General features: G+C 45.5%; 12 protein-coding genes and 1 pseudogene. 5 read left to right on the top strand and 8 right to left on the bottom strand.

What is annotated here, in order from left to right:
* Window positions 1–170: 170 nt before the first annotated feature.
* Window positions 171–1,940, bottom strand: a complete 1,770-nt coding sequence (locus QMZ30_RS14495; protein WP_283227906.1) for a sensor domain-containing phosphodiesterase — start codon at window positions 1,938–1,940, stop codon at window positions 171–173.
* Between the two features lie 1,215 nt (window positions 1,941–3,155).
* Between QMZ30_RS14495 and QMZ30_RS14490 the strand changes: the two genes are divergently transcribed.
* A complete protein-coding gene (locus QMZ30_RS14490) occupies window positions 3,156–4,523 on the top strand; it encodes an MFS transporter (RefSeq protein WP_283227905.1) in 1,368 nt (455 codons plus the stop codon).
* 13 nt (window positions 4,524–4,536) lie between these two features.
* Here QMZ30_RS14490 and QMZ30_RS14485 read toward each other — a convergent pair whose 3' ends face one another.
* A complete protein-coding gene (locus QMZ30_RS14485) occupies window positions 4,537–4,941 on the bottom strand; it encodes a cupin domain-containing protein (protein WP_283227904.1) in 405 nt (134 codons plus the stop codon).
* Window positions 4,942–5,206: 265 nt separating this feature from the next.
* On the opposite strand from QMZ30_RS14485, the pseudogene QMZ30_RS14480 reads away from it, so the two are divergent.
* Window positions 5,207–5,518 (top strand): annotated as a pseudogene (locus QMZ30_RS14480) (glycine betaine/L-proline transporter ProP); the annotation flags it as partial.
* Window positions 5,519–5,568: 50 nt separating this feature from the next.
* Here QMZ30_RS14480 and QMZ30_RS14475 read toward each other — a convergent pair.
* Together QMZ30_RS14475 and QMZ30_RS14470 are read right to left on the bottom strand one after the other, a co-directional pair.
* Window positions 5,569–6,093, bottom strand: coding sequence for a type 1 glutamine amidotransferase domain-containing protein (locus QMZ30_RS14475; RefSeq protein WP_283227903.1), 525 nt, complete (start codon window positions 6,091–6,093; stop codon window positions 5,569–5,571).
* A gap of 44 nt (window positions 6,094–6,137) precedes the next feature.
* Window positions 6,138–7,025 carry an SDR family oxidoreductase gene (locus QMZ30_RS14470; RefSeq protein ID WP_283227951.1) on the bottom strand — a complete coding sequence of 296 codons (888 nt, stop codon included), beginning with the start codon at window positions 7,023–7,025 and terminating at the stop codon, window positions 6,138–6,140.
* A gap of 461 nt (window positions 7,026–7,486) precedes the next feature.
* On the opposite strand from QMZ30_RS14470, the gene chaB reads away from it, so the two are divergent.
* On the top strand, window positions 7,487–7,720 hold the full coding sequence (gene chaB / locus QMZ30_RS14465; RefSeq protein WP_283227902.1) for a putative cation transport regulator ChaB: 234 nt from the start codon (window positions 7,487–7,489) through the stop codon (window positions 7,718–7,720).
* Between the two features lie 190 nt (window positions 7,721–7,910).
* On the opposite strand, the gene QMZ30_RS14460 is transcribed toward chaB, so the two are convergent.
* Window positions 7,911–8,114, bottom strand: coding sequence for a hypothetical protein (locus tag QMZ30_RS14460; protein ID WP_283227901.1), 204 nt, complete (start codon window positions 8,112–8,114; stop codon window positions 7,911–7,913).
* 453 nt (window positions 8,115–8,567) lie between these two features.
* Here QMZ30_RS14460 and alaE point away from each other — a divergent pair, with 453 nt between their 5' ends.
* A complete protein-coding gene (gene alaE / locus QMZ30_RS14455; RefSeq protein ID WP_283227900.1) occupies window positions 8,568–9,029 on the top strand; it encodes an L-alanine exporter AlaE in 462 nt (153 codons plus the stop codon).
* 111 nt (window positions 9,030–9,140) lie between these two features.
* Here the strand turns inward: alaE and QMZ30_RS14450 are convergent, their stop codons facing one another.
* Window positions 9,141–10,091, bottom strand: coding sequence for a bifunctional helix-turn-helix transcriptional regulator/GNAT family N-acetyltransferase (locus QMZ30_RS14450; protein WP_283227899.1), 951 nt, complete (start codon window positions 10,089–10,091; stop codon window positions 9,141–9,143).
* Window positions 10,092–10,268: 177 nt separating this feature from the next.
* Between QMZ30_RS14450 and QMZ30_RS14445 the strand changes: the two genes are divergently transcribed.
* On the top strand, window positions 10,269–10,505 hold the full coding sequence (locus QMZ30_RS14445) for a hypothetical protein (RefSeq protein ID WP_283227898.1): 237 nt from the start codon (window positions 10,269–10,271) through the stop codon (window positions 10,503–10,505).
* 235 nt (window positions 10,506–10,740) lie between these two features.
* Here the strand turns inward: QMZ30_RS14445 and QMZ30_RS14440 are convergent, their stop codons facing one another.
* Both QMZ30_RS14440 and QMZ30_RS14435 read right to left on the bottom strand, forming a co-directional pair.
* Window positions 10,741–12,552: a toxin-antitoxin system YwqK family antitoxin gene (locus QMZ30_RS14440; RefSeq protein ID WP_283227897.1), complete on the bottom strand. Its 1,812-nt coding sequence runs from the start codon at window positions 12,550–12,552 to the stop codon at window positions 10,741–10,743.
* A gap of 470 nt (window positions 12,553–13,022) precedes the next feature.
* Window positions 13,023–13,922 (bottom strand): LysR family transcriptional regulator, encoded by a 900-nt coding sequence (locus QMZ30_RS14435; RefSeq protein ID WP_283227896.1) that lies wholly within the window; start codon window positions 13,920–13,922, stop codon window positions 13,023–13,025.
* Window positions 13,923–13,935 lie beyond the last annotated feature (13 nt).

Genomic DNA, 13,935 nt, shown 5'->3' with positions numbered 1-13,935 from the left:
CAGACTGAACAGGCTAAAAACCGTTTTTCCTTATCATCCGGAATGATGCATACGTATCCTGCACTCAGACTGACAGTTTAAGAGGCGTGCAGCGAAGATGTATGTCGGATATGCTGATAACGAACCGCTTCAACCACCTTAGACGCAATTTTTATTGGCCTGAATGACAGTTATCGGCGGATTTTCCAGCTCAACCACTCATCCAGTTCAGGTTCAGGTAGAGGGCGAGAATGATAAAATCCCTGAGCCTGATCACACCCAAACTCCCTGAGCACCTCCAGTGTCTCAACATTCTCTACCCCTTCAGCCAGGACGACATAATCCAGCTCCTTTAACATTGAAATAATGCTTTTAGTAATAATGCGCGAAGCTGTATCAGTCGTGAGTCCATTGATAATGGAGCGGTCAAGCTTAATAACATCAAGAGGCATACGGCGCAGGTAGCTTATATTGCTGTAGCCTGTGCCAAAATCGTCCAGAGATATGTTAAATCCACGCAGTTTTAACATTTCCAGTCCAGCCATGGCGGCGGCACTCTCGATGATTCGTTCAGTCTCCAGGCATTCAATTCCGAGCAATTCCGGGGATAGTCGCGCGTTTATCATTTTGGTTTCCAGCCGGTCGGCAAATCCCTCCTGACTGAAGTCCCGTACACTGACATTCACAGTAACAGGTAGCTGTAACGAGCTGCTGCCCAGTCGCTTGAGACGCTCAATGGTTTTATCGATAACCCACTCCGTCAAATCCTGTAAAAGAGTCGTTTGTTCGGCCAGAGGTATGAATACGGAGGGAGAAAGCTCCCCTCTCACAGGATGTCGCCAGCGGATAAGCGCCTCCAGACCAATTGGCAGTCCCGTATTCAGGCAGATTTTAGGTTGATAAACCAAGTACAGTCCCTGATTAAAGCGTATAGCTGTTGCCAGATCATTGACCAGAGTGAAGTCATCGGTGCGACGTTCATCGTTTTTCTCACTGAAACTCATGTGCGAAACACCCTGACAAATAGCTTCATGCAGGGCACTGACCGCTTTCCTCAAGACTTCATGGGGTGGAAATTTACCGGGATTGAATAGTGCATCCCCCGTATGTGTCGTCAGACCAACAGATAATCCTTCACCCATGTCAGCAGAAACGCCTGTTAATTTAGTCGCAACCCATTCTGCTGTGAAGTGAGTGGAGGCTTTGGTGAGGAGTGCAAAACGCCCTGTCGCAACAGTGTAGATAAAGTCATCCGGGCCAGGCCGCAACCGCAGTGGTATAAGCGTTGCCATATCCCTCAGAAGACCTTCAACCGGGCCCATTCCCAGTGTTCTGGCAAGCTCATAAGCGCGGGGGATATCAATCAGGTCGATGAGAATCAGACGGTAAGATGAACTCTTCTCCATTTTCCCGAGGGTATGGAGGTTACGAATTAATTGCTGACGATTAGGTAAACCTGTTACCGGGTCGGTGAAACCTGCGGAATGCCAGGCCTCAAGAAATGAAATGACAAGTTGTGAAAGTTTTTCCAGCGTTGCGAGTTGGTCCGCACTAAAGCTACGGGGGACGCTGTCCGTCACACAGAGCGTCCCAAGAAAAGCCCCCTCCCTGTTTTTAAGCGGTACGCCGGCATAAAACCTGATGAAGGGGGATCCAGTAACAAAAGGATTAGTTGCAAAGCAGCTGTCAGCATGAGTATCAGGAATGATCAATGGACTAACATCATCCGCAACGTACTGACATAAGGAGTCGCTTCTCACAGATCCATCAAGGTCAAAGTTATGGGACGCTTTGATGTACTGATAGTGATCATCCAGTATAGCAATGAAACTGCTTGGAAAATTTAGCGTTTCACTTACCAGGTCAGTGAATTTTGTGAGTACTTCATCTCTGCATATGTCAGGCGATCTTAATGCCTGAATGGTTAGCCCGTTTTGTGCGTACATAGCTGAATTGTTCATGCAAGCCCCCACCAGAAGTCGGCCCTGATTTAGAAATTTAATTTAGAAGTGATGCTTGATGGTTTACCACCAGTACGATGAACATCCTGCTTCGGTTATTATTGTTTTGCATTGAAACAATCACGCTATAGTAAGCAAGCGCATGCGCTTTGTCATGTAACTTTCATAACAGGGCTGCTGCCATTTTTAGTCCTGAACGTTTGAAGTTTAAGCGAGGCGTAAACCGGGATAGCTTTTCTCAACCGCGGATTCAGGGACCGTATGGTTAATTTATCTTACACTTAATCGTACAGTTCCTATCCCCATACTTTGCAAAAAACACCATTCATAATTATATATTTACTCTTCAGGTCGTATAAAAAATCCACCTGACTTTAACCACAGCGACTTCGGACTGAATGCCTAAGCTACCCCATATGCAAGATTTAACGGTAAAGAAGTCTCCTTTCTCTTACCTACATCTTTTATTATCCCTCACTGCTACCTTCTTAGGAGTCGTAATAAGTAAAAAACCTGAGGAACTACATCAACCGCTTCGCATGCAAAAAACGAATCAGGCATCTACTATTTATTCATCTCAGGACTACCTGCCTGTGATATCTCCAACTCCATTGCTTCATTGGCCGCTCGTTAGCCCAGCCCGGAAATCGCAAGCTCCGGGCTTTTTTCATTGTCATCTTGATTGCACCTCGATGTTTTAGATTCTTTCCATCATCATCATTTCTTCGATACGTAATTTAATTTATTTCCGATAAAAATTTGTAACATGCCCCTTATTAATACAAATAAAATCTTCGTCATGGGGAAATCCAGCACACACACCCTATTCATCTACAATTTATCATCAAAAATCTTGAGCATCTCCTGCACGGCCTCATAAATAAATAGAGACACCAGGCATATTTTATGAAGCAATCCCCACACTTATTATCCAGCCAACATCAGAAAAAACCTTCCTATCAAACACGATTCTCACGTCTTTCCCGAGGGCTACTTTATTCAGGATAATGAATTGCACCAATGCTTTCATATTAAATATGCACACAACATAGACATACTACCACAATGAAACAACCCCTTGAAATCCGACTTTGGTTGATGAAATATTGAATGAAAAAAAATAATTAATTTCATTCTGAGAACATCACTATTAAATCCCCTATCGCGTATTCATCGCGTGTTTTCTTAAAAAATAAATATTGACGGGAGTACTGTGTGTATTCGATTAACGAAAATTATTCCAAAGTAAGCTGGATGGCGATAACAGCTGTATCTCTGAGTATTGTGATTGCCATGCTTGACAGCACGATTGCTAATGTCGCCCTGCCGGTGATTGCCAGGGATTTTCAGGTTAGCGCTTCGGCATCAATTGTCATCGTCAACGCGTACCAGTTTGCAGTTGTGGCAGCGCTAGTACCTCTGGCTGCGCTAGGAAAGAAACTAGGCAATAAGAGTGTTTTTGAGACAGGTGTGTTGCTGTTCGCAATATCTTCGTTAGGCTGTGCCATATCGGATACGCTGAACATGCTGACGATATTTCGTGTGATACAGGGATTTGGAGCAGCGGCCATTCTGAGTGTTAATGCCGCACTCATAAAAGAGATCTACCCTGAAAAATTACTTGGCAGAGGCCTGGCCATTAACGTGATGATAGTGTCTGTCTCAGCTGCTGCGGGTCCATCGATCGCAGCCGCCATCATGTCCATGGCCAGCTGGAATTGCCTCTTCACCATTAACGTGCCAATAGCAATTGTGTCCCTGTTACTGAGCATGTTGTACCTGAACAAACAACCGATCCAGAGAACGAGATTCGACATCTCAGGTGCAATGCTGGTTTTCACTCTGACAATATTCTTAGCGTGTTTTGTGCTGGGTATGACCAGAGAAAATATCCTAATGGCCCTGTGCGGTACCGTCGGGTCGGTCACCATGCTTTTGTGGCTGTTCGATAACCAGAGACGAAAGATGAACCAGGCTCTCATTCCCTTGTCCGTCTTTGCAGACAGAACGTTTTCACTTTCTTTGATGATGTCCACTCTATCCTACTGCACACAGCTACTGGCCTATGTCTCGCTGCCCTTTTACTTTCACAACATCCTGCATCGGGACGTGGTTCAGGTTGGTTTGTTACTGACAGCATGGCCACTTGCGACAACCATTACCTCTCTGGTCGCGGGGGAGTTGCTTAAACGTCACAACCCTAATGTGATTGCTTCACTGGGGCTGGGCATGCTGGTCTGTGGAATGGTCACGATGACGGTGCTTCCAGCTTCACCCGGGAACTTCGATATCATCTGGCGGGTCGCACTCTGTGGCGCTGGATTTGGGCTTTTCCAGTCACCCAACAATTATCTGATCATGACCTCAGTGGCAAATGAAAATGTCAGTGTCGCCAGTGGCCTTCTGGGAAGTTCCCGCCTCATCGGTCAGATTATTGGGTCTGCCATGGTCGCCATATATCTGAACATCAGCGAAGCCCATGGCATCACACTCAGCCTGATAACCGGGGCTTGCTTTTCCCTGTTTTCATTACTGGTCAGTTATGTCCGTTATATGACTGGTAAGAGGAATGGCTCAGGTTAAATTGCACCTGAGGTCAAAACTCTGGCGCTTCTCCAGGCAGAGATTCAGAAAGCTCAAGGCCATCAACCCCGGCATAAAAAATTACCAGCTCGGTGTGTAGTTCTGATGTGTATCCGCGGTGTGCGCTGTTGATGGTTTCATTGACGGCCTGACCCGATTTAAAGCATCGAGTCAGACCTGTCATTTTATCTTCAATTGTTAACTCACCGGACAGGATGTAGGCGGTATTAGGCATGGGGTGAGTGTGCCAGGGCAATTCGCTGTGAGGTGGAAGTGACATACGCATCACTGAAATCTGTGGTTTACCTGCAGGATATTCTTCATAGACCTGTCCGTTCCATGCACAACCACTCTGAAGTATCAAAACATGTTCAACTGAATGTTGATTTTCCTTAGATTCATTCTTTGTATTTGCCATCTGGCCTCCTGTCTCAATATCGATTAGATATTATAGATGAAGCCCGGAATCATGCTTATGGAGATCGATTTTCATCCAACCAAGTGGTGTCTCCATATTGAATACTTAGAACACGCACCAATTTAAAAATATCAATATCGCCAGATTACATGAATATACCGCATGCTTCGTTTAATTCCCTCCATCGCTTATTTTTCAGGCAGCGTTCATTCATTCCTTTATCACTTTTTAACGTGCTTTGGGGGAGCACCTATAACATCTCTATCTGGTTGAGGGCGTCACGCCAACACTGACTGCGTGGCTGGTTGAAGAAACCGGCAACCTTTACATGCCTGCATGGTATCTGATGGTTGTAGGGGCAATTGGGGTTGTAACCGGCTTCACTGTAAGAGAAACGGCGAACAAACCTCTCTATGGCGATACCCCTGCGGCCTCATCACTTGAAGAGGCTGAAGAGTTACTTCACGAACATCACAATGGTATTGAGCAACGCATCGAAGACATAGATTAAAGAATTGAGGAACTGAAGAAAAAACGCCGCAATTTAGTTGATCAGCATCCAGAAATCACCCAGTGACATGTGCCCGCCATCTGATGATGGCGGGTTTTGCGAAGAAAAGTGGCTACTTAACTAGAAACACTCAAAATACGTAGTGCTTCACGGTTGAACGCCGGTAAATCATCCGGTGTGCGGCTGGTGACCAGTTTATCATCATCCACCACGACCTCTTTGTCATAGAAGTCTGCGCCTGCATTCCGTAGGTCTATTGCTATGGCTTTGACACAAGTCATCTTCCGGCCTCGCACGCCGTTCGCGCTTATCAGTAGCTGAGGTCCGTGGCAAATGGCGAATATCGGTTTGCCGCTGGCGACAAACTCTTTGGTAAAATTCACAAAACGATCGTCACCGCGCAGGGCGTCAGGTGAATGGCCGCCTGGCAGTAAAAGGGCATCAAATTCTACGGCATTAACCTGGTCGATGTCCTTGTCGATTTTAACATCCGCTATTCCCCGCTTTCCTTTTACGCTCTTACCCACCTGCATCTCAATCGTTACCACTTCATGACCTACACTGATGTATGCCTCTGCAGGTGAGGTAAATTCTGAGTCTTCGAACTCATCAGTAATCAGAACGGCTATTTTCTTACCCATGATTTTCTCCTTGCCGGGAATGAATGTGAAACATGATTACAGGCTCAGAGGGTGCCCGTACCACCGTCAGAGCACCAGACCTGGCCAGAAGTAAATGGCGTTTCATCGGATGCCAGTAAGACATACAGAGGCGCAATCTCAACAGGCTGGCCGGGACGGCCTAACGGGGCTTTTTGTCCAAACTGAGTGAGTTTTTCCTGGGGCTGACCACCTGAAGGTTGTAGCGGTGTCCAGTAAGGACCGGGGGCCACGGCGTTGACACGGATACCTTCCGGGCCCAGCTGTTTAGCGAGGGATTTAGTAAACGCTGCAATACTTGCTTTCGTCTGGGCATAATCCAGAAGAATGTCGCTTGGATCATAGGCCTGAACAGATGAAGTGTTGATAATACTCGATCCTTTTGACAGGTGCTTTAAGGCTGCCTTGGTTATCCAGAACAGGGCGTAAACATTAGTTTTGAAAGTTGCGTCAAAAGCCTCTGTCGTCAGGTCACGAATGGATGAGCAGTATTGCTGTCGGCCAGCGTTATTCACCAGAACACCCAGTCCGCCAAGTTCGGCGACCGCCCTTTCAACAAGGTCAGTACAAAATTCTTCACTCCTGATATCACCGGGTAAGGCAATGGCTTTTCTGCCTTCTCTTTGGATCAGTTCGATGACTTCCTGTGCATCACTTTCCTCTTCAGGAAGATATCCAATAGCGACATCCGCTCCTTCTCTGGCAAAGGCTATCGCGGCTGCGCGGCCGATTCCTGAATCACCCCCCGTTATCAGTGCTTTTTTACCTGAAAGCCTGCCATTACCGATGTAACTGGTTTCACCATGATCCGGTACAGGGTTCATCTGGGATGCCAGACCAGGAGAAGATTGTGGCTGCTTTTTAAATGGAGGGACCGGGTAGTTTGTAATGTTATTAACCGCTTCGTTTGTCATCAGAACCTCTTTAACATGCGCATAAATCGATTGGCTGATAATAAGGTTAGTTAATTTTGACGATAATGAAAGGCTCACTATTAACACTTTTACGGCGCTGGGCTTAAAAGGGCCATTTACTACAGTGAATAATAATCTTTATAAACGCCTCGCTTACTTTTCGCAAAGCCATTCAGGTTGACCACGAGACATTTTTATACCTGAATAACTTAAATAAAAGAGCCACCTTGTTCACTCCCGCAGCGGACTTGTTTTTTAATATCTCTTACAACTGGAATTATGCTGTTAACATCCAAAAATCCATCTGAAAAAACAGGCTTACTACATACCACTCTAACCAACTGAATGACCGAAGCTTTCAACCATCCTAACCCATTGAATACAAGAGTCATAAATTTAGGTGTTGAAAATAGATTAATATGAGCCAAGATTTTACTTGAATTCAAAAAGGAGGATGAGTGATGCCTTATGATTCCCGTAGTTCATTACCAGATAGTGTAAAAAACGTTCTTCCCGCACATGCTCAGGATATTTATATCGCTGCCTTCAACAGTGCATGGGATGAGTATAAAGAAAAAAAAGACCGGAAGGATGACAGCACACGTGAGGAAGTTGCACACAAAGTTGCCTGGTCAGCAGTTAAACAGAAATATGAAAAAGGCCATGACGACAGATGGCATAAGAAAAGTCCTTAATTAATAGTTTGTTGCTATGACAACTTGGCACAATTCCTCTATGTCTAAGCCATCAAGGGTTGGGTCGTTGATGGCTTATTTCTCTTGAAAATATGTAAAGCCTAAAATTTATCGGTCGCTGAATTTAACTGGAATAACCGTGATTGGCCATTTTCATAACAATGAAAATGGTTTTCAGAGCATATCAGGGTTAACCTTTTTTAAGCCAGAACAACGCATCATTAATAACTTTTATTAAAGCTGGAATCTGGCAATTCTTTTTCTTTTTTTCAAGCATGATGACGATAGTCTCGGTGTTAACTGCCATGCTTCGCTGGACCAGTTCAAGCACAGCTTCACCAATGATACCTGTCATGAGAGGGGCTGTGGGCTGATGAGATAACTTATTTTCCATGTCTTTTAACCTGCAGGTTTAGGAGAGGTGAACAATGATTTATACTCATTAGACCTCATACCTGCAAGATGTTGCGCATTTTTAGTAAAAATCTTATTGAACAGCGATCAGCTTTACAATTAACCAGTTTAAAGAGCAGCATCCTCTTCCGATTAAACACCACAGAGTTACCCCTCCAGCCCAATCAATTCAAAAGCCTGATTTAAAAGGATTTTAAACCCAGCCTGCGCCTTCAAAATTCCATAAATCCTCGATGCAGATCTGATTCATGATGGTGTATTGTCGATTTACAAGCTGTTCAAGTAAAAGAACTTGATAGACTTCACACAGGATGCCAGGAAAAAAATTAATTATTTCACCCTTTCACTGCACAATAATTTCTTTAATTGGCATCTCATTGTTGTTTAATGTCTAAACTTCACCTCCTCATCAAGCACACACAGGTAATGTAATTTGCGAAAAATTCACGACCCGGGTATGCGGCGTACAGCTTTTGTTGCAGATACAACTGCGCTGATTTTGTTTTTCACTACAACCGGCATTATCAATGAAAAATGTATAGCCGGGATGTCGTGGGATCAGGTGCTGCATGCCCGTTTAATTGGTGCTGCTCTGATGGTGCCGGTAGCTCGTCCTTACGGTCTGTGGCGCGACTGGCTGATGAAAGGCGCAGGAACAAACCGGCTCTCGAAGCTGTTGTGGGACAGTGCGGCATTGGTCAGTTTTCAGGTCCCAATTTATGCCGCCATCATAGCTTTTAGTGGGGCATCTGGCAGTGGATTAGCGCGCGGCACACTCGGTGCCGCATTGATGATGCTGCTTCTCGGCCGGCCTTATGGGGCATTTCTTAACTGGGTCCGAAGGTGGTTTGGTTTACCTCCGGGAGGGCAGCGGCCGATGTCGTTGGGCGATTAAGGGCTATGACTGCTGTGTGCCAGAGCCGGACATCACTAATCAGGGACAGAAATACAGCTCGATGCAAATACTCAACAACATCCTGCCCACCAGGGAAAGTCGTTAGCGATTTTAAGATGACTTTCGAGTGAACTGCTGCTCAGTAATAATACTGCCCCATTGATCGCCTTCCCATTCTTTCGATAACTCAAATCCAAATGACTCGTACAATCGTCTTGCCGCTGTAAGCTTATTGAATGTCCATAACTGTACTGAAGAGAAGCTCAGTTCATCACAAAATCTCATCGCTTCTTCAATAAGTTTTCTGCCCAGTCCGCTGCCACGACAACCATCGTCAAGGATAAACCACCTCAGATGCGCCTCATTATTTCCCAGGTCCTCACCGTCAATAGCCACTGAACCGACTATGCGATCATTCATCATTGCCAGCCAAATCTGATTACAGGGCTTATCCAGACGGGCTGAAAAATCTGCAAGGCCAGCAGCAACCTTAGCTTCAAAAAAATGGCCGAAATTATGCTCTCTGGCGTAATAGCCTCCATGCATTTCAGTAATACGGCCAATCATACCCGCATGATAACCCGTGACTATTTTGAAGCTGCTTTGCATTTTCACTTCGGGTTGTTCGCGACTGGCTTTCAATGCGCCTGAATATGAAGAAAGGCTTTGTGATACAGTCCTTTGCGTTGACGGATCGAGCTTATCCAGTGCTGCGGCTACCCGCTGGTCAGCGTAGGCATTAATATTCTGTACCGTCTGTTTTCCCTTCCCGGTGAGGCTTAAAAGCTTCGCCCTAGCATCATCAACAGAAGTGTTTTCTTCAAGTTCTCCAGCTTCAACGAGCTTAGCTAACATGCGGCTGACGCTGGACTTCTCAAGCCCCAAAATCTGCACCAACTGGGCGGCTGTCACTGAACCCTGAGTTTCAACTTCAAGCAAAGAGTGAACGGCTGAGGGAGGATAATCAGTTGCAGCCAGATTTTGGTTCATGAAACCCAATTCCCGCACCATTAAACGTGATGCCGCACGTATGTTTTTTATGTTCTGAAAATCTGAAATCATTAGGATTGCCATGTGATAATAGTTGTACAATACAACCATTATCACAAGGTATTTGTCAATCTCATACGTAATGTCCGATCTTCACTCTTTGCGGACTTGTGCAAGTTATCTTCTGGGGTATTTTTTACTGCGCTCGAACAGAGGCCTTGTTAATAGTAACGATGGGAAATTAAATCTATGACTAAGATCCAATACAACCTAACTCGTGGAAGCGATGTCATCCGTGATGGGATGTACCTTGAGCTTTCTGTGGCTGGAACATCCCCGCTCCGGCAAATTGCTGAAGTTTTCTATTCCGATGTCACTCATGAGTTCTCTTTTTCCTGCTACGAAGGATGCATCCCTCTGGAAGAGATTGAAAAGCTCATTCACGAAGCTAAAAAATTGCTTCCGCCAGCAAAGCAGGAATCTTGATGGGCCTGAACTTCTGCTGAGTGCCAGAAGCGGACGTTGCTAACTTCATGTTGAGCTGAAGCAGCTCAAGTGAATTATATCTTCTGAGATTATTGACGCGTCGAACTCAATACTGCCCGGTAAACGTGAAGAATATCAGAGAGCGAGACTACAAAAAATAATTGATACGGGCAGAGGTTTGCCCTAGAAGTGAATGGCCTCCCTGCCATAGTGGTCCTGAGTGCAGCACCACACTCTACTCAATCATCGGACTATGGATCATTAAGAACTCCCAGGTATTATTTGGCCTCAACGAGAACCCCTGGCTGAATGCATTCCCTGAAATCTGATGCGCATAATGGATTTCTGGGGCAGGCTTATCCTTAACTGACGCGGGACCAAACGAGGTCAGTTCAGAAATGAGCACGTTACCGCTTTTCAGCATGCTTGCATCGCTATTGCTCATTAGATCCTGAGGCGAACCGCTAATTTTAACAGCTTTCATCACCGCACGACCAATTTCAGGCGCGTACCATATTGTCTCAGCGGTATATCCCGACACCTCGCATGCTTTTGTATAACAGGTCATTTCCGAAGCCTGCGTGCCTGCATGATGTGGACTGGATTTAGTCCAGTGGATACTACGGGTAATCAGCAGCGTATCAAAGGTCCCACCAGCAACCGTGATTTTCTCAACGCCTACAATATTTGATAAAGACGTCGCTTTATAGGTATATCCCCACTCCTGCCCCTTACCCCATGGCACGGTTACCCGGGTCTGGTAGCTGCTCTTCCACTCCTTACCCGGCGTCAACGGAAATGATAGAATTTGTCGATCCTGCTGTGGCTGATTCGGCATGATCCAGGTGTAGGTATCGAGATTTTCTTTTATTTCACCATGGTCTGTCCGCCAGGTTGCCGTCTTATCATCCGATGTAATTAATTTCAGCGCGCTGATGTGTTTGCCATCTGAACTATATTCCCATACAGTGCCAGGTTTCGGCAGAACCCGTGAATCCAAATTAAAAGGGAGCTTAACGTGCGGCATTCCCTTGTCATCATACGTAATGTAATCAAGTCCTACGTAGTAACTAACGGCTTTTTGCTTGTCCGAAGCGTGCTTTTCGAAAATAATAACATTCGAAACGTCGTCAAATGCGAAACTGTCTCCAGTTTCCTTACCCGCCTTAAATTGAGAGTAACGAACGACCTTGCCATCTTTTACCGTTTTTTCTTCCCCTTCTTGTACCCCATTTTTATAAGTAGAATAGGTGGTTTTTCCCTCATAACTACTGATTTGCTCCCCATCATTCAGTAAGCTTCCATTGGTAATGTATTGATCTAAATCAGTTAGTTGCCCATCACTGTTAAAAGTTTCAGTTTTGCTACGGTGCATGCCAGTCATCAAAGTTCTTCGTTCTACAATTTTGCCATCTGCACCATAAGTGATCTGTATCGAGGGGTCATTGCCATATTCCTCAATGCGTTTTATTAATTTCCCATTTTCATCGAAGTAATCGTCCATTTCTTTTTCGATGTTCTTTATGGTTTTAGTATAATTTTTTTGTTTAAGCTTGCCATCGTTATAGTAATACTTTGATTCTTTATATTTCTCACCATCATAATTAAGGCCCTCGTAACTAAGCTGGCCGTTTTTATAATACGCTCTCTCATTGATGGACCATCCGCCATCGAGATATCGATTTACTTCTTTGGGAGAGCCATTCTCATAATAGGTCGTTTCTAAACCAACAGAGGTTCCCTCTTTATCCCACTCACCCTCTTTTTTTATTTTTCCATCAGGATAATAGAAGCGGTATTTTCCAGTCATATTTTCGCTTGCGAGCAAATCTTCATGGTTATTATCTTGTAAGGTGGCTTGAAGATAGGGCTTACCATCAGGGTAGCGCAGTGTGAATTTATCTCCGGGTTTTGCTGGCCAGTCTAGTAACCAGGCAGTCTTTTGCCCTTCTTTAGCAATTTGCCATTCACTGGTTAAATTACGCGTTTCCGCCAAGGCTGAATGGGCCAGAGTAATGACAGACAGTAAATATATTGCTCGTTTCATTCCTTCTCCTGAAATCCATATTTAACACCTGAAGCGAGTGTCATACTTCGTTGCATTTTTTTGTATTATCACCGTTAGGTTGAGGTATGAACAACTACCTGAATTTTCATTGACGGCTTTGATTTTTTTGGACTGACCCGTGTGTGGTAGAAGATCCTGTCCATGGATTACTCATAGGATTATGTACGTGCGAATCATGATTTACAAATTGCAGGGAGGCGGGAAAATCCGTTACCGTCAGCTCTGGAACCATACGGTTCCAAAAAGGTTCTTTTTTTCGGTCATTTTCTCATCCTTTATTGGCTGACTGATCTGCTCCCGGTTAATTGACACAAAGCGCTGTTAGCAATTTCCGTAGATCGCTCATTGCTGCCCTACCAACCTTCTTGGCAGGCAACTCAATCATCACGGAGGTCGTACTGGATGTACTCGTTTCATCTCAATACCTGAAACCAGCATCCAAAAGATAATTAAACAGTGCCCTTGTACTTAAGCACATCAATTAACAGAGAAAAGGCCGAACCTGCGTGGCGGCGGTGTGGGTAGTACAGATGATACCCAGGTAAATCTGGGGTAAATTTCTCCAGCACGCGGACCAGTTTTTTTTCTTCAACAGCTTGCTGTACCTGATCAAAAGGCAGATATGCCAGTCCGTGCCCGTCAATAGCTGCGTCGAGGATCATATCTATTGTATTTAATAGAAGCTGTCCCTCCATGCGAACCCTGACTTCGCGCCCTCCGCGCATTAATCTCCAGCGATTAGCGGTGCCCGACGATGGAAGGTACAGATTAATCGCCTGATGATCGACCAGGCGCGTCACAGACAATGGAGTACCTCTTCGGGAGAGATAGTCCGGCGCACCAACAATCGCCATCGGAATATCAGGCCCGATTCGAACAGCAATCATATCCTTATCCATCTCTCCCCCGAGGCGAACCCCGGCATCAAAGCGCTCTGAGACGACATCAGTAAGGCCGTAATCGATGAGGATCTGCAAATCAATTTCAGGGTGGGATTTCAACAACGTGCGCATGGCGGGAAGCAATATTGTCTTTGCGGCATGTTCCACTGTGGTAATGCGAATAGTGCCGGACGGGCGATCGCGCAGATCGCCCAGGGAAGTCAAAGCGGAATCCAGGTCATGCAACATTGGGCCAAGAACAGACAAGAGATGTTCACCAGCCTCGGTGGGAACAACGCTGCGTGTAGTGCGCGTCAGAAGCCGCAGACTCAGACGCTCTTCTGTACGGCGCACTATCTGACTTAGCGCTGACTGCGCCATGCCAAGACGGGCGGCTGCTCGGGTGAAACTACGCTCTTCTGCGACGGCTACGAACACCATCAAATCTGCTACCTCATCACGCTTCATCTCTGTATTTCCA

The sequence above is a fragment of the Pantoea sp. EA-12 genome, assembly GCF_030053355.1.
GTDB lineage: Bacteria > Pseudomonadota > Gammaproteobacteria > Enterobacterales > Enterobacteriaceae > Pantoea > Pantoea vagans_C.
Note: the sequence above shows the minus strand (reverse complement) of the source record. Positions and strands in the feature narration are given on the sequence as shown.

What these genes read in the sequence shown, in the direction of transcription:
- QMZ30_RS14495 (WP_283227906.1), bottom strand. Translation starts at nt 1,940, where the DNA reads ATGAACAATTCAGCTATGTACGCACAAAACGGGCTAACCATTCAGGCA.
- QMZ30_RS14450 (WP_283227899.1), bottom strand. Translation starts at nt 10,091, where the DNA reads ATGATTTCAGATTTTCAGAACATAAAAAACATACGTGCGGCATCACGT.
- QMZ30_RS14435 (WP_283227896.1), bottom strand. Translation starts at nt 13,922, where the DNA reads ATGAAGCGTGATGAGGTAGCAGATTTGATGGTGTTCGTAGCCGTCGCA.
- QMZ30_RS14485 (WP_283227904.1), bottom strand. Translation starts at nt 4,941, where the DNA reads ATGGCAAATACAAAGAATGAATCTAAGGAAAATCAACATTCAGTTGAA.
- chaB (WP_283227902.1), top strand. Translation starts at nt 7,487, where the DNA reads ATGCCTTATGATTCCCGTAGTTCATTACCAGATAGTGTAAAAAACGTT.
- QMZ30_RS14470 (WP_283227951.1), bottom strand. Translation starts at nt 7,025, where the DNA reads ATGACAAACGAAGCGGTTAATAACATTACAAACTACCCGGTCCCTCCA.
- QMZ30_RS14440 (WP_283227897.1), bottom strand. Translation starts at nt 12,552, where the DNA reads ATGAAACGAGCAATATATTTACTGTCTGTCATTACTCTGGCCCATTCA.
- QMZ30_RS14475 (WP_283227903.1), bottom strand. Translation starts at nt 6,093, where the DNA reads ATGGGTAAGAAAATAGCCGTTCTGATTACTGATGAGTTCGAAGACTCA.
- QMZ30_RS14445 (WP_283227898.1), top strand. Translation starts at nt 10,269, where the DNA reads ATGACTAAGATCCAATACAACCTAACTCGTGGAAGCGATGTCATCCGT.
- QMZ30_RS14460 (WP_283227901.1), bottom strand. Translation starts at nt 8,114, where the DNA reads ATGGAAAATAAGTTATCTCATCAGCCCACAGCCCCTCTCATGACAGGT.